Annotated in this window: 18 protein-coding genes; 5 read left to right on the forward strand and 13 right to left on the reverse strand. The window is 67.4% G+C overall.

The window, feature by feature from the left end; genetic code table 11:
• Positions 1-14: 14 nt before the first annotated feature.
• Both AC1RQK_RS37785 and AC1RQK_RS37790 read left to right on the forward strand, forming a co-directional pair.
• On the forward strand, positions 15-971 hold the full coding sequence (locus AC1RQK_RS37785; protein ID WP_492373804.1) for a Bug family tripartite tricarboxylate transporter substrate binding protein: 957 nt from the start codon (positions 15-17) through the stop codon (positions 969-971).
• Positions 972-1,013: 42 nt separating this feature from the next.
• Positions 1,014-2,240, forward strand: a complete 1,227-nt coding sequence (locus tag AC1RQK_RS37790) for an aminotransferase-like domain-containing protein (protein WP_492373766.1) — start codon at positions 1,014-1,016, stop codon at positions 2,238-2,240.
• 31 nt (positions 2,241-2,271) lie between these two features.
• Here AC1RQK_RS37790 and AC1RQK_RS37795 read toward each other — a convergent pair whose 3' ends face one another.
• The 4 genes from AC1RQK_RS37795 to AC1RQK_RS37810 all read right to left on the reverse strand — a co-directional run bounded on the left by AC1RQK_RS37795 (position 2,272) and on the right by AC1RQK_RS37810 (position 5,696).
• On the reverse strand, positions 2,272-3,009 hold the full coding sequence (locus tag AC1RQK_RS37795) for a helix-turn-helix transcriptional regulator (protein WP_492373767.1): 738 nt from the start codon (positions 3,007-3,009) through the stop codon (positions 2,272-2,274).
• A 221-nt stretch (positions 3,010-3,230) separates the two neighbouring features.
• Entirely contained in the window at positions 3,231-3,806 is a 576-nt protein-coding gene (locus AC1RQK_RS37800; protein ID WP_492373768.1) for a flavodoxin family protein, read from the reverse strand.
• An 83-nt stretch (positions 3,807-3,889) separates the two neighbouring features.
• On the reverse strand, positions 3,890-4,645 hold the full coding sequence (locus AC1RQK_RS37805; RefSeq protein WP_492373769.1) for an AAA family ATPase: 756 nt from the start codon (positions 4,643-4,645) through the stop codon (positions 3,890-3,892).
• 1 nt (position 4,646) lies between these two features.
• The gene (locus AC1RQK_RS37810) at positions 4,647-5,696 is read right to left on the reverse strand and encodes an AvrD family protein (protein ID WP_492373770.1); all 1,050 of its coding nucleotides are present in this window, start codon (positions 5,694-5,696) and stop codon (positions 4,647-4,649) included.
• Positions 5,697-5,927: 231 nt separating this feature from the next.
• Between AC1RQK_RS37810 and AC1RQK_RS37815 the strand changes: the two genes are divergently transcribed.
• Positions 5,928-6,959 (forward strand): DUF6352 family protein, encoded by a 1,032-nt coding sequence (locus AC1RQK_RS37815; protein ID WP_492814579.1) that lies wholly within the window; start codon positions 5,928-5,930, stop codon positions 6,957-6,959.
• A 51-nt stretch (positions 6,960-7,010) separates the two neighbouring features.
• Here AC1RQK_RS37815 and AC1RQK_RS37820 read toward each other — a convergent pair whose 3' ends face one another.
• On the reverse strand, positions 7,011-7,406 hold the full coding sequence (locus AC1RQK_RS37820) for a hypothetical protein (RefSeq protein WP_492814581.1): 396 nt from the start codon (positions 7,404-7,406) through the stop codon (positions 7,011-7,013).
• A 114-nt stretch (positions 7,407-7,520) separates the two neighbouring features.
• Positions 7,521-8,432 carry a DMT family transporter gene (locus AC1RQK_RS37825; RefSeq protein WP_492814583.1) on the reverse strand — a complete coding sequence of 304 codons (912 nt, stop codon included), beginning with the start codon at positions 8,430-8,432 and terminating at the stop codon, positions 7,521-7,523.
• 162 nt (positions 8,433-8,594) lie between these two features.
• Here AC1RQK_RS37825 and AC1RQK_RS37830 point away from each other — a divergent pair, with 162 nt between their 5' ends.
• Positions 8,595-9,065 carry an Lrp/AsnC family transcriptional regulator gene (locus tag AC1RQK_RS37830; RefSeq protein WP_006158020.1) on the forward strand — a complete coding sequence of 157 codons (471 nt, stop codon included), beginning with the start codon at positions 8,595-8,597 and terminating at the stop codon, positions 9,063-9,065.
• 9 nt (positions 9,066-9,074) lie between these two features.
• Here AC1RQK_RS37830 and mdcH read toward each other — a convergent pair whose 3' ends face one another.
• From mdcH to mdcA, 7 genes are read right to left on the reverse strand one after another with little or no spacing between them, the layout of a single operon-like run.
• Positions 9,075-10,013, reverse strand: a complete 939-nt coding sequence (mdcH, locus tag AC1RQK_RS37835; RefSeq protein ID WP_492814585.1) for a malonate decarboxylase subunit epsilon — start codon at positions 10,011-10,013, stop codon at positions 9,075-9,077.
• Complete coding sequence (locus tag AC1RQK_RS37840; RefSeq protein ID WP_492814587.1) at positions 10,010-10,648, reverse strand: malonate decarboxylase holo-ACP synthase; 639 nt, start codon at positions 10,646-10,648, stop codon at positions 10,010-10,012. The genes mdcH and AC1RQK_RS37840 overlap by 4 nt, the downstream gene beginning before the upstream one ends.
• Positions 10,649-10,672: 24 nt before the next feature.
• Positions 10,673-11,491 carry a biotin-independent malonate decarboxylase subunit gamma gene (gene mdcE, locus AC1RQK_RS37845; RefSeq protein WP_492814589.1) on the reverse strand — a complete coding sequence of 273 codons (819 nt, stop codon included), beginning with the start codon at positions 11,489-11,491 and terminating at the stop codon, positions 10,673-10,675.
• Complete coding sequence (locus AC1RQK_RS37850) at positions 11,488-12,339, reverse strand: biotin-independent malonate decarboxylase subunit beta (protein ID WP_477134436.1); 852 nt, start codon at positions 12,337-12,339, stop codon at positions 11,488-11,490. The genes mdcE and AC1RQK_RS37850 overlap by 4 nt, the downstream gene beginning before the upstream one ends.
• A complete protein-coding gene (locus AC1RQK_RS37855) occupies positions 12,336-12,650 on the reverse strand; it encodes a malonate decarboxylase subunit delta (protein WP_492814591.1) in 315 nt (104 codons plus the stop codon). Before AC1RQK_RS37855 ends, AC1RQK_RS37850 begins: the two co-directional genes overlap by 4 nt.
• Positions 12,650-13,555, reverse strand: a complete 906-nt coding sequence (locus tag AC1RQK_RS37860; RefSeq protein WP_492373778.1) for a triphosphoribosyl-dephospho-CoA synthase — start codon at positions 13,553-13,555, stop codon at positions 12,650-12,652. The genes AC1RQK_RS37855 and AC1RQK_RS37860 overlap by 1 nt, the downstream gene beginning before the upstream one ends.
• The gene (gene mdcA, locus AC1RQK_RS37865) at positions 13,555-15,213 is read right to left on the reverse strand and encodes a malonate decarboxylase subunit alpha (RefSeq protein WP_183034496.1); all 1,659 of its coding nucleotides are present in this window, start codon (positions 15,211-15,213) and stop codon (positions 13,555-13,557) included. The genes AC1RQK_RS37860 and mdcA overlap by 1 nt, the downstream gene beginning before the upstream one ends.
• Positions 15,214-15,561: 348 nt before the next feature.
• Here mdcA and madL point away from each other — a divergent pair, with 348 nt between their 5' ends.
• Complete coding sequence (madL, locus tag AC1RQK_RS37870) at positions 15,562-15,972, forward strand: malonate transporter subunit MadL (protein ID WP_174427787.1); 411 nt, start codon at positions 15,562-15,564, stop codon at positions 15,970-15,972.
• Positions 15,973-15,982 lie beyond the last annotated feature (10 nt).

The following is a 15,982-nucleotide window of genomic DNA, read 5'->3' on the forward strand; positions in this document are numbered from 1 at the left end:
ATTGCGGCATTTCAATGGGTTTGCTGGCCGTGACCGCGGCCACGGCCAATGCGGACGACTTCCCCAACAAGCCGGTCCGCATCATCGTGCCGTATCCGGCCGGCGGCACCACCGACATGGTGGCGCGCATGATCGGCGACCAGCTTACCGTGATGTGGAAGCAGCCGGTGCTGGTGGACAACCGTCCTGGCGCCGGCGGCATCGTTGGCACCGGCGTGGCGGCCAAGTCGCCGGCGGATGGCTACACGCTGCTGATGGGCTCGGTCGGCGAGTTCGGCATCAATCCCACGCTGTACAAGAAGCTGCCCTACGACGCCGCGGCGGACTTCGTGCCCGTTTCGCTGGTGGCCAAGGTGCCCAACGTGGTGGTGATCTCGCCGGCATTTGCCGAGCGCGCCCGCGTGACCACGCTGGCGGAGTTCATCGCCTACCTCAAGGCCAATCCCGCCAAGGTCAACATGGCCTCGGCCGGCAACGGCACGTCGACCCATCTGGCGGGCGAGCTGTTCCAGCGCATGACCGGTACGCAGATGAGCCACGTTGCCTACAAGGGCAGCAGCCCGGCGCTGGCCGACCTGATGGGCGGCAGCGTCGACGTGATGTTCGATAACTTGCCCGCATCGATCCAGTTCGTCCGTGCCGGCAAGCTCAAGGCGCTGGCGGTTACCTCCGCAGCTCGTTCGGCGGCGCTGCCCAATGTGCCCACCGTGGCAGCGGCCGGGCCGGTCGAAGGCTTCGACGCCAGCCCGTGGTTCGGCCTGTTTGCGCCCAAGGGCCTGCCCGCCGCGATTGCGCAGAAGATCAGCCGCGACCTGGCACGCGCCACCAGCGATCCCGCCATCCAGGCCAAGCTGCGCGAGCAGGGCGCCGAGCTGGCGCCGAACTCGCCGGAAGCGTTCGCCGAACTGGTGCGCAACGATCGCCGCAAGTGGGGCGAGATCGTCAAGCTCTCCGGCGCCACCGTCGATTGATCGACTGATCGACCGATCGACTGATCCCACACCGAGCCTCTCATGAGCACGCCAGTCCATCCTTACGCGTTCGCGCCGGCCATGCGGGAGCCGCAAGGCTCGCCCATCCGCGAGCTGTTTCCCTACATGAGCCTGCCGGACATGATCTCGTTCGCGGGTGGCTATCCCTCGCCGGCCAGCTTCGATGCCACCGCGCTGCAGGATGCCGCGTCCAAGGTCATGGCCACCAATCCCGCGCAATGCCTGCAGTATGGGCCGACCGAGGGCATGCCCGCGCTGCGCCAGGCATTGTCCGCGCTGATGGCGGAGCGCGGCGCGCCGTTGCCGCCCGAGCAGGTCGTAGTGACTTCGGGCTCGCAGCAAGGCTTCGACCTGCTGGTGCAGGCCTTTGTCGCGCCGGGCACGCCGGTGTGGGTGGAAACGCCGACCTATCCCGCCGCCGTGCAGGCGCTGCGGCTCGCCGGCGCCGCCGTGCGCGCCATCCCTTCCGACCAGGACGGGCTGTGCGTGCAGGCCCTTGCCACCATGCTGGCGGATTGCCCCGACGCCGAACGGCCGCGCCTGCTCTACCTGGTGCCCACCTTCGCCAACCCGAGCGGGCGCACGCTGGCGCTGGCGCGCCGCCGCGCCGTGCTCGCGCTCGCCGCGCAGCACCGCATCGTGGTGGTGGAAGACGATCCCTACGGCAGCCTGCGCTTTGACGGCGAGCCGCTGCCCTCGCTGCTGTCTCTGGCCGCGCAGGAGCCCGCGCTGACACCGTGGGTGATCTATCTCGGCAGCTTCTCCAAGACCATGGCGCCCGGGCTGCGCCTAGGCTGGATGGCCGGGCCCGCCGAAATCCTGCGGCGCGCGGTGATCGCCAAGCAAGTCTGCGATCTGTGTACCTCGCCGTGGCTGCAGCTCGCCATGGCAAGCTGCCTGGCGGACGGCCTGCTGCCCCGCCAGACCGCGCGCATCATCGACCTTTACCGCCACAAGCGCGACCTGATGGTGCAGGCCCTGGCCGATGCGTTCGGTTCCGCGCTGCGCTGCGAAACCCCGCAAGGCGGCATGTTCCTGTGGTGCGAGATCGACGGCGTGGCCGACGCGGCCAGCCTGCTGCCGCACGCCATCGCGGCGCGCGTGATGTATGTGCCGGGCGCCAGCTTTGGCGTGGACGGACAGCGCTCGGCCGCGCTGCGGCTATCGTTCGCCACCGCGTCCGATACGCAGATCGTGGAAGGCGTGGCGCGTTTGCGGCAGGCGGTAATGTCCAGCCAGGGCGCTTAGCCAGAACCGCTTCGCTTCATGAAACGGCCACTTAGCGGGATATCGCCACCTGCCGGTTCCTGGCATCCAGTTTGCGCAGGATGTGTTGAACCTGGGTCTTCACCGTCCACTCGCTCTTGTTGAGGATACGTGCGATTTCCCAGTTGGTCTTGCCTTGGCGGAGCCAATGGAAGACCGCTTGCTCCGCTTTGGTGAGGGATCGTACGGCCGCGCTCGCGGGATTGCCGCTCCCTCTGAGATGATGGATCTTGACGAGAGCTTCGTGGACCCCGAGGGCAACCGCCTCGGCATGGTGCTCGTGGTGAGCGCGGCGCGCCGTATCCACGCCGAACAGCGCGAAATAAGACGCCAGCCCGCGGTCCGCATCGACGTGCCCGTGGAGAAAAAGATTGCCAAGCGCGTATTGCTTGAATAACGACGCCAATGCCACGTTCTCGCCGGCCATGTCCGGGCAGAAAAACTGAGGAGTGCGCGCCAGGATCCAGTGCGAAAAAACCGGGCAGCCCACGCCTGGGCTACGCGTAACCTGTTGCAGGTAGGCCTCCGGCACGCGAAAGGTGAACGTTTCGAGTGGCCTGACCCCCAAGGTATGTTTGGTGGTCAGGCCGAATGCGGACATCTGGTGCGGGATCAGTTCATTGAGCCAGGTGCGTGACCAGTGCAGGAAGCTATCCGGATCCGCAATCGCGGCGGACCGCATGGACTGCTGAATCTCCCGGCCACGGCTGGAAGGTGCTTTCACATAAAGCGCAGACGCATGCATGTCCATCGTTGTCGCTCCTTAAGCACCTGCCCTTGCGCATTGGATGCGCACGGTGGGTTGGATGGGTAGGGACGGAGCGCGCGCCGGGTGAGCGATGTGTCGTGTCCGCCGATCGTTATGGAGGCGCATGCCACAACCGCTGGTGCCGGCGCCGAAGTACCCGGAAATCATCGTCCGGGCATGTCCTCGGGTCAAGCGGATAATTCTCGAACTTGGCCCGCGCTCAATCAGCGCGTGCCGTAGATGAACCGGGTGGCAATTTCGGCGACTTGCTTGCCCAGTGCCTGAGCCGTATCGCGATCGCATTGCGGCGGAGCGACATCGGGCGATTCGTCCGCATTGGCCTGGGCCATGGCGCCCAGGAAGCCGCCGACCCGGTTCAGGTCCCGCGGGGTTCCCTGGCTGGTGTGATAGCCGGGCATCGTACCCAGCGGTACCCAGATCATGGCGTGTTGCGCGGCAAAGATCGTCATTTGCATCAGGGTGTTCAGCTTGTCCCCGCTCCAGCATGCCGAGCAAGTGAACCCGGCCGCAAGCTTGTTACGCCAGCCCTGCGACGCCCAGACGACGGAGGAGTCATCCATGAATCGCTTGAAGTCGGCAGGGACGTTCCCCATGAACGTGGGGGCGCCAAAGATGATTGCGTCGGCCTGGTCGAGTTCGCTCCAGCGGCTGTTCACCTCAGAGACAGGAATGAGGCTTGTGGTTGTGTTGGCGATCGACTGCGCGCCCACTTGGACCGCATGGGCGAGCACGGCGGTGTGGCCTGCGTTACTTTGATAGACGATGGCAATCCTGGGCATGGGGAACTCCTTTTTGCGTTGTTGGCGGTGGGAAACTGGAAGGCAGAAGACTCGGCCTCGGCCCGCTGGGCGTTGTGAATGCTCTACAAGGTGCTCAATCCGCGCACCAGGCGATGGCGCCAGTCCATGCCTTCACGGAACGACTGATGGCGGGCGTTGCTCTCCTGCTCGATGCGTGCCGCGTTGGCGCGGGCCATGGCGATGGCGTCGGGGATGCTGCATAGGTGCGGCCATCCATAGAGCGCTGTAATTTGCGCGAGTCTCTGTTCGATCGATCCGCCCACCACGCGGCAGGGAATGCCAAGCGCCTGCAACCTCTCCAGCAACATGCGCTCCGTCATGCGGCGAAACGCTTCCGAGACGGGGCGATGGCCGTCGTCGGTCATCGGGAACTCGATCGGCAGGTGGATCACCTCCTCATACGAGGCGCGGGCGTGCGCCTCCACCGCGTGCATGAGTCGCTCAAAGATGTGTTCATGCGTGGGGCGATAGCGCAAGCCCAGTAGCTTGCGCAGGCCGCGGGTTAGTGGCCCATTGGCGGGATTGATCCCCGCGATCAGGCGGCCTCGGGCATAGATCCACTCGTGCAGGCAGGAGCCGTCCGAAATGTAGGTGTCTCCGCACAGGTGCTCGGACACGACACGCTCCTTGAACCGCCACAGGCAGAGTTCCATCAGTTCGGGAATGCTGCACTGTTCAAGCACCTTGCCCGGTAGCGCTTCCGGCATGATTTCGCGCATGGTGCGGGCATTGGTGCGGGGAATGCCGGTCAGGTAACCCAGGGCATCGGTCGTGGTCGACTTGCCGGTGGAGTAAGTGCCGGAGATCACGATGCGCATGTCAGTCCCTGCTCGCAGGCGGGGCATCTTCTTCCGTCGCGGGGAGGTGGTGGGCGAATGTGAAGGTGGCGGTCATTGTGCCAAGCTGGCATAGGAAGCGGAAGACGGACCAATTGCATCCATTCGCGCGCCTGCGCTTGTGGCTCAACGTGTGCAGCTCGATCAATTGCTGGCGGCGGACCTTGCAGGGCACGGCGGTGCTGATAATGAAATCCCGCATCCAGAGCGTATTGCTCCGGGTTCGTGAAATCCTGTCTTTCTGGTAGATGACGGCTTGCGCCATCTGGGCGCAAGCCAATACGAACTCCACATTGGAAAGCGTTCGGTAGACGGATGTAGGGGCACTGAAGATGGTCTCCGCGATGGCATGGCCGTCGTCGGGACTGAGCATGAGATGGTGCAGATCGATCCCGTAGACGCCGCCGATCGCCAGCCTGCCGGCTACCGATTGCGGCGCATCGTGTTCGAGCATTCCGGTGTTGTCGACGTGTGTCGCATCGTTGCGCGGCTGCCCGTTGTGGGTCAGGGTCACCGCCAGTTCCATGCCGCCAAGCTGCAGTTCAATCCGCGTGGAAAAGCGGTAGAGCGAGCGGCGATCCTTGAGCGGCTCGGTGACAATGCGATGGATGGCATAAGGCAGGGCGTCGAGCTGTTCATCGGGTGCATTTCCACTGCGAATCTCACAGCGATTGATCAGCACTTCAGGCTCGGACGGACTTGTCGAGAATCGCTGAGCTACCGCCCACTCGGAGAGCACCGCGCCCAGATGGGTTGCGTCCACTGTCGAGAGATGCGGCGGCGCCGTAGCGCCGGTGGACTTCCTGGACCAGTCCTGAGGATAGATGACCGCAACCTTGCCCTGGCATGGCAGCGCTGCGATGTCGGTGCAGGGCGCTATCACGCGATACTGGACGCGCTTGAATCCGGATCCGAAGTAGCGTTGTTCTCGCGGGCCCAGCAACTGATCAATGTCGGCAAAGTGGCGTGACTGTCCGCGCTGGGACGGGTGTTGCCGTGCGTGATTGGCGTCAGCCCTGGCGCTGAAGTGCATGGTTCGCCCCGTGAATTGTGCAGGAGGGAGAGTATCTGCGCGGGCGGTTTGCAGCGTACATACTCTGGTCGGAGTATTGCGCTCGGCAATCAAGTGCGGTCTGTGCGGGTTCTCCCAAGCGAGCCGCGCAATGGCCGCGCGCCAGGAAACTGGTTCTTTTCTGCCAAGGCGCAAGGGGCTCGCTGCCGCGGCCTATGGGATACTGAGGCTCCCCTTGTTTGCTAACCCACCATGGTTGAATCCATCCCCGCCCGCTGGCCCCATTCCGGCTTCGACTCCGCTGCGCGCGACGGTGACGGCCAGCTGCTGGCCAGCGACCACCTGCTGCGGATGTGGTGGCGCCGCCCGGAGGTAGCACCGGTGGACGAATCTTGCGACGCCGAGCGAGCGCTGCATGCTGCGTTGATCGCCGAGCCACGGCGGGCCGTGCCGGCCAGCGAGCTTGCCGCCTTGCAAGACCCCGATGCCCGCGACAACTACGCCGTGGTGCTGGCCATGCGCGAGCGCCTGCTTGCCGCGCCGACCATCGAGGCGGCCTATCTGGATATTTTCCGCGAGGGCAACGTCAGGGTGCCGCCGGTCTTTATCGACCAGCTTGCGCACCTGATCGTGCACGGCATCCTGCATGACAGTGACAAGCCGGATCCGATGGAGTGGCGCGCCGCGGAGTTGTTCTCCCGCGCGCAGAAGGTCTCGCTGCAGGAAGGCGGGGTGATGCTGGCCGATGCCGACACCGTCGAGCTGCACGCGTCGGGCAGTGTCTACGGCGAGCTAGGCCGCATGCTGGCCGAAGCGCAGGTCCCGGCGCGCAAGGTGGAACTGGATGTGCTGGATCGCGATAACGCGCAGGCTTACTGGGGACGCAGCGAGCGCCACGACACGGTGATCCGCTTCGCCAGCGGCAGCGCGGCGCTGGCTGCGTTCAGCCGCGTGCTCGCGCGTTGGGTGCGGCATTTCTTCGGGGTGGAGGTGATGGTGATGCCGCTCTCCGCGATCGAGGACCGGCAGTGGGCCTGGCATATCGGGCTGGACGCGCAGGCCACGCTGTTGCTCAATGACCTGTATCGCGGCGTGGAACTGGAGCCGCAGCGGCAGCGGCGCATCTTGTCGCTGTTCCGGCTGGATTTTGCCGATCCATCCGTGGTGCGCCCGGATGTGGCTGGCCGGCCCGTCTACCTGGCGGCGGCGATGAACGAGGCCGGGGTCCTCAAGGTGAAGCCGCAGAATCTGCTGCTGAACCTGCCTCTGGCCTCGATCTCATAGCCGCTGGCCGCAGGAGCACCACGACCAGCAGGAGGAGCCACGTCCGCGCCATCAACGGCGCCATTCGCGGTCGCGGTCGCGCTCATGGTCGTGTTCGTGCCAATCACGCTCGCGCCGATCGCGTTCACGCCACTCGCGTTCACGCCATTCGCGTTCGCGCCATTCGCGTTCGCGCCAGGCGCGCTCGCGCATACCGGGGCCGTAGTAGCCGGGGCCATAGTAACCCGGGCCTGTCACTACCACCGGCTGGGGCTGCACATACACCGGGGCCGGTTCATAGACTGGCGCGGCCCGGTACACGGGGGCTGGCTGGTAGACGGGAGCCGGCGCGACAAACACCGGGCCGGGCATGCCGATGCCGATGTCCACATCCACGCGCGCGAATGCGGCGCTGGACGCAAGGCCTGCAACAGCAGCAATGACGCAAAGGGTGGCAGTTTTCCGCACGGGTGGCTCCGGTTAGTGATTGGCTCCACTGTAAGCCGGCGCGCCGATGTCAGGTATTAGCGGGGTAATACAACTGTGTCTTCTTGTAACGTTTGATGCTTAATTTCCAAAGCATCAGGCGCCGCGCCACTGCAGCCGCCGTCCCAGCCACGGCGCCAGCGCCGACGTTGCCACCCCCAACGCGATCAGCGCCAGCCCGGCCGACAGATCCGCCGAGATCCGCTCCTGGAACGCCACCGCTGAGACCACCAGCCCGATCAGCGGCACGCACAGCATGGCGATCGAGGTGGCTGCAGGCGGCAAGGCCTGTGTCATGTTGAGCACCACGATAAAGGTCAGTGCGGTGGCCAGCGGTCCGGTGTAGAACAGCAGCGGCCAGATCTCCGGCACCGAGAGGAAGTGGGGCGCGCCGTCACGCAGCAGTGCCAGCACCACCAGCGGCACCGAGGCCACGGCGGTTTCCCACGGGATCATGTCCGCGCCCAGGCGCACCGTGCGGTTGGCGCGCAGCTGGATGATGCTGAGCGACCAGGCCAGCGACGCGCCGAGCAGCATCACCAGGCCCACGGCGGTATGCAACTGCCAGTCCCGCACGGTCGGGGCGATCATCAGCGCGATGCCGGCATAGCTCAGGCCGGTGGCGATCCACTGTGGGCGCGACAGCCGCTCCTTGAGCACCAGCGACGACAGCGGAATCACCCACACCGAGGTGGCATAGGCGATCACCGAGGCCCGCCCCGGCGGCACGTACTGCAGCGCCCACAGCGCCAGCGCGGTGAAGGCCGCCATCTGCAGCAGGCCCACACCGATCACCAGCGGCCATTCCTGCCGCGTGGGCACGCGCAGCCGGCGAAATGCACCCAGCACCAGGAAGCTGATGGCGGCGGCCGAGACAAAGCGCGCGGCGGCAAACCAGAGCGGGCTGACGTGGGTCAGGCCCAGCTTCATGACCGGCCAGTTGCCGCCCCAGATCGCCACGGCGCAGGCGAGGGGAATAAACCGGCGCCATCCTTGTTGTGCTTGCATGCTTCGACTCGACTCTTTGACCAGATTGTCCCGCCGCCACGAGATGGGAGCTGGATGCTGGAAAGTCTACGGTTTATTGCGCCGCAGCAGAAACCGAAGGCGGCTGCAAATGCGTGCCGTTGCGGCATAGAATGCTGCCATATGAAAAAACAGGAGTGCAACGTGCTGGACATCGACCTGGACGCCACGGATATCCGGATTCTCAACGAGCTGCAGCGAGACGCCAGCCTGACCAACGTGGAACTGGCCAGTCGCGTCAGCCTGTCCCCCTCGCCCTGCCTGGCGCGGGTCAAGCAGCTGGAAAAACAAGGCGTAATCTCGCGCCGTGTCACGCTGCTGGACGCGCGCCGGCTCGGGCTGAAGGTGGTGGTGTTTATCCAGATCTCGCTGGACAAGCAGCGCCGCGAAACCCTGGATGCCTTCGAGCGGCGCATCACCACCCTGCCGCAGGTGATGGAGTGCTACCTGATGTCGGGCGATGCGGACTACCTGCTGCGCGTGGTGGTGGCCGATGTGGAAGCGCTGGAGCGGCTGATCATCGACCAGATCACGCGCATTCCCGGCGTGTCCAGCATCCGCTCCAGCTTTGCGCTCAAGCAGGTCCTGTACAGCACGGCGTTGCCGCTGGGCTGATAGCCCGGTTCAGGACGACGCCCGCAGCGCTTCACGCGCCGTGAGCGCGACCACGCTGTCGATGCGCGTGTCGGCGCAGGCCACGGCGATGCCGTCCGGCAGCAGCGGCGCGGCCAGCCGCGTCAGCACATTGCCGGGTGGCATTTCCACTGCCAGGCGCACGCCGCATTCGCGCGCCAGCAGCATGGCCTCATGCCAGCGCACCGGCACGGCAAGGTTGCGCGCCAGGTCGGCGGCGATGCGCGCCGGATCGCGCAGCTCGCGTGCCGCGCTAGCGCTGAAGTAGCGCAGGCTCGGGCGGTTGATGCGCACACCCTCGAACGCTTGACCGAGCTCGATTGCCGCGCCGTCAAGCAGAGCGCAGTGCGAGGGCACGCTGATGGCAATGGGTTTGGCCGCGTGCGCGCCGCTGTCCAGCGCCAGCTCCGCAACGCGTGCCATGGCCGTCGCGGCGCCGGCAATCACGAACTGGGCGGGCGCATTAAGATTGGCCAGGTAGACCGGCGACGCCGGTCCGTGCACCTGCGCGATGATGCGCTCCAGCGGGCCCAGCTCCATGCCGAGGATCGCTGTCATGCCATAGCCGCTCGGATACGCTTGCTCCATCAGCGTTGCGCGCTGCGCCACCAGCCTGACCGCATCGGCATGGTCCAGCACGCCTGCGCAGACCGCCGCCGGGAAGGCGCCGATCGACAGGCCGGCCACGGCATCGGGTTTGGCGCCTTCGGCAAGCAGGCAGCGCGCCATCGCCACGCCAGCGGTCAACAGGCACAACTGCACGGCCACGGTGGACGCTAGTTCGGCCGCGCTGTCCAGCGCCAGCACATCGCGCCCGAGCACTTCGCTGGTCTCGCTTACAGTAGCGCGCACGGCAGGGTGGTCGGGCAGCGCATGCAGCATGCCGGGGCGCTGGGCGCCTTGCCCCGGAAAGGTGAATAGTGTGCTCATGGCTGCGGCTGCCAAGGGTCCTGGCTCATGACAGGGCCAGTCGCCGTTTTGAGCAACACGCGGCCGCCGGTGCGCACGCGCTCGCGCAGCGCGAACGCGCCAAACGGGGTGGCCACCTGGATGTCGATGCGCGCTTGCGCATCGTCGAGCAAGGCGGCCAGAGTGCGGGCCAGTTCGGCCGAAAGCGGCGTTCCCGCCGTAACCAGCAGGTCCAGGTCGCTGCCTGCATGCAGCACGTCAATGCCGCTGGCCAGCGTAAAGCCGACGCTGCCGGTCACGCCCCAGTCCACCTGCGCAGCATTCAGCTGCGGCGCGATGCGCGCCAGCGCGGCGAGCGCAGGCAAGGCGGCGCGGCGCGGATGATCCCGCCAGCGTGCCTGCCGCACGAGCATGTCCGGCGTGACCACGCGCGCTACCTGCGCGGCGGGCAGCCAGGCCGCGTGGCGCTGTGCGCGCGTGGTGCCGCGCAGCCCGACCGGGATACGGTCTTCGACGGCGCCATCGCGCCGCACCACCAGCGGGGCTTGCGCGAGCCAGTCGGCACTTGCCCACGCCGGCAGCGCATTGGCACGGGCGAAACCCGGTGCGTCCGCGAGCCACAGCAGGTCATGCGGCAGGAGCGTGCTTGTGGTCATCTCATGCGCCGGTCGTGCAATGGTTCAGTCCTGCCACTGCTGCGCGAGCACTTCGCGCACACGGCTGGAAGCCTGGCGGTTTTCTCCACCCAGGCGGCTGCGCAGATCCCGTTGCGGATCCGCCTGGATATCCGTCAGCGCGGCTTGCAGCGCGCCATGCACGGTATCGAGATCGGCCGCGTCGGGCTGCGCCGCGTGGTTGACGCCGACCCGCTTCCACAGCAGGCCCAGCGTGGCGTAGTTGCCAATGTCATACGCCATCGGCGGCACGGTGGCGGCAAAGCTCTCCAGGTCCTCCACGCTGCGCATGGTGATGCGCGCGGCGGCCTGCTTGCCCATGGCGTGTACCTGCACGCCGGCATCACTCAGCGCGATCAGGCGGTTGGCCTGGTATCCGTGCGCGAGGAAGGCGCCCGACATGGCGCGCCCGACCAGCAGCGCGATCACCGGATGCCCTTGCAGCCGCGCCGTGGCGTAGGCATCGGCCGCACCGGCCAGTGACTGATGAATGCCAAAGGCTTCCTCGCGCCGGCCATAGGCCTGGCTGGGCGTATCGACGATGGCCACGATGGGCCGCTTGATGGCGGCGTCGCGGTCGGCCAGCACGATCTCGTGCACGGCGCGCGCCAGCGACCAGCCTTCGAGCAGGCCGACCTCGCCGTCGCGCACGCGCGGGAAGGTGTTGCCGGCGTCGGGCACCACGGCGATAAAGCGCGCCGGCTGGCCGGCCAGTTCGGCGTCGGCCACCTGCACGGTGGCGGGATAGCCGGGGAGGCGCGGGGCGTTGCGCGTCAGCGCCGCGAGCCAGGCCTCGCCGCGGCCCTGGGTGTTTGCTGAACTCATGGCTTCGCTCCGTGTGCGTAGATGGTGCGGACGGTTTGCGGCTCCGGCTGGCGTGCCGGATCGTATTCGGCCAGGCGTTGCAGGTAATGCGCGTAGCGCTCGCTGCGGTGCACGGCCGGCACGCCCTGCGCCAGGGCCTCGCGCACCGTGGCGCGGATGGCTTCGGTGTCGTCCTCCACGTAGCGATCCGCCAGGCCCGTGGCAATGCGTTGCTCGCCGCCGGTAAAGCTCCAGATAAAGGGCCGGTCACGCGAATCGTATTCGGCCACGCCCGCTTCTTGCTCGATCACTGCCGGCCCATTCAGGCCGAGGCGAGCCTCGCGCGTCACCACCAGGCAGCTGCACAGGCCGGCCGCGATGGACATGCCGCCGAAGCAGCCCACGGTGCCGGCGATCACGCCAACCACCGGCTGGTAGCGGCGCAGGTCGACAATGCCCGCGTGGATCTCGGCGATGGCCGCCAGTCCCAGGTTGGCCTCCTGCAGCCGCACGCCGCCGGTCTCGAACAGGATCACTGCGCGCGTGGGCACGCCGCGCCGGTTGTCCTGCGCCGCCAGCTCCAGCGCCCCGGCGATCTTGGCGCCGCCCACTTCGCCCAGGCTGCCGCCCTGGAACGCGCCTTCGATGGCGAGGACGACGGCAGGATGGCCGTCGATGCGGCCCTTGGCCACCACCACGCCGTCATCCGCCTGCGGCACCACGCCTTGGCGTTCCAGCCACGGGGAGACTAGCTGGTCGAAGGGGCCGGCGAGTTCGCGCAAGGTGCCGGGATCGAGCAGCGCATGCACGCGGGCGCGCGCGCCGAGTTCGACAAAGCTCTCGCGGTTCAGCAGCGATGCGTGGTTCATGCTTGCTCCTTGCCATCGCCGCCGAGCGCCTCGAAGGCTTCCGCCAGCCGCATGCCCACCACGCCCGGCGTGGCGCCGAAATCATGGATGTGGATGCGCATGGCCGCGCGCGGCTCGGTGCTGAACACGCGCGAGAGCTGCGCGTCCCAGACCTTGCCGTAGCCGTCCACCGAGGTGGTGACGTGAACCAGCGTGGTACCGGCCGTGCCGGGCTCGACCATGACTTCGAGATCGCCGGAGCCGACCACGCCGACCAGCACGCGCTGGCTTGCCGGCGCGCCGGCGGGATATTCGAACTGGAGCTGTTCCATTATTTGTCTCCTTGCACGGGGGCTTTGGCCGGCCGCGCTGCGGGTGGCAGCCGGTCCAGGAAGAAAGTGGCGGCGAGCAGGTCCGCTGCGCCGCCGGGAGAGGCGTTGCAGGCGAGCATGCCGCCTTCGAGCCGGCGCAGCAGGCGGCGTCCGGCCAGCGTGCCGATGCCGCCGGCTGCCAGCACCTGGCCCGCGCCGTCCTGCATTAGCGCCAGGCCTTCGCGGCCGGCGCGGGCCAGCACGCAGGTATCGTCGAGCCGCTGCATGATCGCCAGCAGCGCGTTGACGCGCGCGCTGGGCTCGGCGTCGCCGCGCGCCCGGCTGCGAATCAGCTCTGGCAGGCCAGCGCGCAGCACATGCGGGAAGCCCGCCTGCGCCTGGCCGCGCGCGCCGGCGACGCCGTAGTTGATGCAGGCCCGTTCGCCCTTGTTGCCCGTGCGCGCGGGACGGTGCCGGTCGGGCAAGCGTGCGATGGCGCCGGCGGTGCGGGCTATGCCATGCGCGCCATGTCCATGCCGGTGCAAGCCCGCCGCGCCAACCAGCAGTCCCAGGCTCCAGATCGCGCCGCGATGCGTGTTGATGCCGCCGGTGGCGCGCATCATCGCGGCCTCCGCTTCGCGGCCCAGCGCGCCGAGCCGCTCGCGCAACGCCACGCTGGGCTGCGCCGCGCGCATGCCCGCCGCCGCCATCTCGGCAAAGGCGGGATGCAGCGCGCGCGCCGAGACGCGCATCAGGTCCAGGTTGAGGTCGGCGTGGGCGCCATTGCCGCGGCCATCCACCAGCCCCGGCTTGGGCGACAGCGCGGCCTCGTCGATCAGGGCATTGACGGCGAGATCGGCCAGCGCGATGGCGGCGGGGTTGAAGGCATCGTCACGGTGCCCGGCAGGTAACGCGAGGCTTGCCATCACCAGCTCCGGAAGCGTGCCGGCGGCTCATACAGCCCGCCGGACCAGTCGACCAGGTCGGCCATGCTCTTGGCCGCCAGCAGCGAGCGCGTAGCCTGGCTGCGCTGCACGCCGAGGTCTTCGGGCAGCGCGATCAGGCCATCGCTGCGCATGCGGCGCGTGGTGCTGGTGTCGTGGCGCAGGCCGATCGGCGTCACCCCGGCCACGGCCGCCAGCATGGCGCGGCGCTCCTCCAGCGAGCGTGCCTTGTAGAGATAGGCGATGCCTTCCTCGGTCAGCACGTGCGTGACGTCGTCGCCGTAGATCATCACCGGCGCCAGCGGCATGCCGCTGTCCTTGGCCACCTGCACCGCATCGAGCGATTCGACAAAGGTCGGCTTGCCGCCTGCCTGGAAGGTCTCCACCATCTGCACCACCAGCTTGCGGCCGCGCGCGAGCGGGTCGTCGGTCTCGATCAGGTCGAGCCACGCTGGTGTGGGATGGCGCCGGCCGCCCGGGTTGTGGCCCATGTTGGGCGCGCCGCCAAAGCCGGACAGGCGCCCGCGCGTGACCGTGGAGGAGTGGCCGTCGCCGTCGATCTGCAGCGTGGAGCCGATGAACAGGTCCACCGCGTACTGGCCGGCAAGCTGGCAGAAGGCGCGGTTGGAGCGCATCGATCCATCCGCGCCGGTGAAGAACACATCCGGGCGCGCGGCCACATAGTTCTCCATGCCGAGCTCGCTGCCAAAGCTGTGCACGCTCTCCACCCAGCCCGACTCGATGGCGGGGATCAGCGTGGGGTGGGGGTTGAGCGTCCAGTACTTGCAGATCTTGCCCTTGAGGCCGAGCGACTCGCCATAGGTCGGCAGGATCAGTTCGATGGCAGCGGTATTGAAGCCGATGCCATGGTTGAGCGACTGCACCTGGTGGCGCTCGTACACGCCGCGGATCGCCATCATGGCCATCAGCACATGCACCGGCTTGATCAGGCGCGGGTCGCGCGTGAACAGGGGCTCGCAGAAAAAGGGCTTGTCGGCCTGCACCACGTAGTCGATCCAGGAACCGGGGATATCCACGCGCGGCAGCCCGGCGGGGTCATCCACGATCTCGTTGACCTGGGCCACCACGATGCCGTCGCGGAAGGTGGCGGCCTCCACCAGCGCGGGCGTGTCCTCGGTGCTGGCACCGGTGTAGAGGTTGCCGTCGCGGTCCGCCTTGTAGCCGGCGATCAGCACGATGTTGGGCGTCAGGTCCACATAGAGCCGCGCGTACAGCTCGATGTAGGTGTGGATGGCGCCGACCTCCAGTTGGCCATCTTCCAGGAACTGCGAGATGCGCAGGCTCTGTGCGCCGGCATAGGCAAAGTCCAGTTTCCTGGCGATGCCGCGCTCGAACAGGTCGAGATGCTCCACCCGGCTCACGCTCGGGATGATCATGTGCAAGCCGTGCACCTTGGCCGGGTCTACCTCGGCCAGCGAGCGCGAGAGGAAGTCGGCCTGCTTCTGGTTGTTGCCCTCCAGCACCACGCGGTCGCCCGGCGCGGTGATGGCTTCGAGGAATGGGACGATGTCGGCCGTGGGCACGACCCGGCCGCTGGCAAAGGCGGCGCCGCGCGCCATGCGGCGGCGCTTTTCGCTGCGGCGGGTGTCCCACTGTCGGTCCGTGGCTGGGTTCGGCATCGCGTCTCCGGTGTGCTTGATGCAAGGAATGGCACCAAGATACGCAGCGCGCGCGGCGCAAGCAATGACGCCCGGCGTGGCATCGTTACTCTAGGTGTAAGTGTTGGCGGCCCGACATGCAAGGCGCGCGGTCCCGGCCGGGGGCGCACTGTACGCCGCCGCACCTGGCACGCAAGAGCCGGCCTGGTCACTAGTGCGCCGGATGGCGGCATCCCGCCGTTAATCCCACGCTAACGATTCTCCCGCCGGGTTGATTGATGCAGCGCGATGGCTGGCCTAGATTGCATCCATCAAACCTAGAACCAGCCCGCGCGCAACCCTGCCGACGGGCCAACAGGAGACAGCACCATGATCATCTACGGAACCGCCTTGCTGGCGCTCTGCCACCTAATCGGCTTGTTCCTTGGCGAACTGCTAGGCATTGCGATCGGCGTCAAGGCCAATGTGGGCGGGGTCGGCATTGCCATGCTGCTGCTGATCTCGATACGGCTCTTCCTGCACGGGCGCGGCCTCCTGCCCAAGGAGACCGAGGCGGGCGTCGGCTTCTGGGGCGCGATGTACATCCCGGTGGTGGTGGCGATGGCGGCGCAACAGAACGTGGTCGCCGCGTTGCGCGGCGGGCCGGTAGCCCTGATCGCGGCAGTCGGCGCGGTGCTGGTCTCGGCCTGCTGCATCGCGGTGCTCAGCCGCACCGGCGACCACGCGCCATTGCCGCCGCTGCCCTCGCCGGAAGCCACCCCCAGCCACGCATCGCGCTAAGGACGCCGCC

The organism is Cupriavidus sp. GW822-FHT02D05, assembly GCF_058802485.1.

Bases quoted from the DNA above. Each gene is read 5' to 3' on its own strand.
- AC1RQK_RS37785 (WP_492373804.1), top strand. From the start codon at position 15: ATGGGTTTGCTGGCCGTGACCGCGGCCACGGCCAATGCGGACGACTTC.
- AC1RQK_RS37790 (WP_492373766.1), top strand. From the start codon at position 1,014: ATGAGCACGCCAGTCCATCCTTACGCGTTCGCGCCGGCCATGCGGGAG.
- AC1RQK_RS37795 (WP_492373767.1), bottom strand. From the start codon at position 3,009: ATGGACATGCATGCGTCTGCGCTTTATGTGAAAGCACCTTCCAGCCGT.
- AC1RQK_RS37800 (WP_492373768.1), bottom strand. From the start codon at position 3,806: ATGCCCAGGATTGCCATCGTCTATCAAAGTAACGCAGGCCACACCGCC.
- AC1RQK_RS37805 (WP_492373769.1), bottom strand. From the start codon at position 4,645: ATGCGCATCGTGATCTCCGGCACTTACTCCACCGGCAAGTCGACCACG.
- AC1RQK_RS37810 (WP_492373770.1), bottom strand. From the start codon at position 5,696: ATGCACTTCAGCGCCAGGGCTGACGCCAATCACGCACGGCAACACCCG.
- AC1RQK_RS37815 (WP_492814579.1), top strand. From the start codon at position 5,928: ATGGTTGAATCCATCCCCGCCCGCTGGCCCCATTCCGGCTTCGACTCC.
- AC1RQK_RS37825 (WP_492814583.1), bottom strand. From the start codon at position 8,432: ATGCAAGCACAACAAGGATGGCGCCGGTTTATTCCCCTCGCCTGCGCC.
- mdcH (WP_492814585.1), bottom strand. From the start codon at position 10,013: ATGAGCACACTATTCACCTTTCCGGGGCAAGGCGCCCAGCGCCCCGGC.
- AC1RQK_RS37840 (WP_492814587.1), bottom strand. From the start codon at position 10,648: ATGACCACAAGCACGCTCCTGCCGCATGACCTGCTGTGGCTCGCGGAC.
- mdcE (WP_492814589.1), bottom strand. From the start codon at position 11,491: ATGAGTTCAGCAAACACCCAGGGCCGCGGCGAGGCCTGGCTCGCGGCG.
- AC1RQK_RS37850 (WP_477134436.1), bottom strand. From the start codon at position 12,339: ATGAACCACGCATCGCTGCTGAACCGCGAGAGCTTTGTCGAACTCGGC.
- AC1RQK_RS37855 (WP_492814591.1), bottom strand. From the start codon at position 12,650: ATGGAACAGCTCCAGTTCGAATATCCCGCCGGCGCGCCGGCAAGCCAG.
- AC1RQK_RS37860 (WP_492373778.1), bottom strand. From the start codon at position 13,555: ATGGCAAGCCTCGCGTTACCTGCCGGGCACCGTGACGATGCCTTCAAC.
- mdcA (WP_183034496.1), bottom strand. From the start codon at position 15,213: ATGCCGAACCCAGCCACGGACCGACAGTGGGACACCCGCCGCAGCGAA.
- madL (WP_174427787.1), top strand. From the start codon at position 15,562: ATGATCATCTACGGAACCGCCTTGCTGGCGCTCTGCCACCTAATCGGC.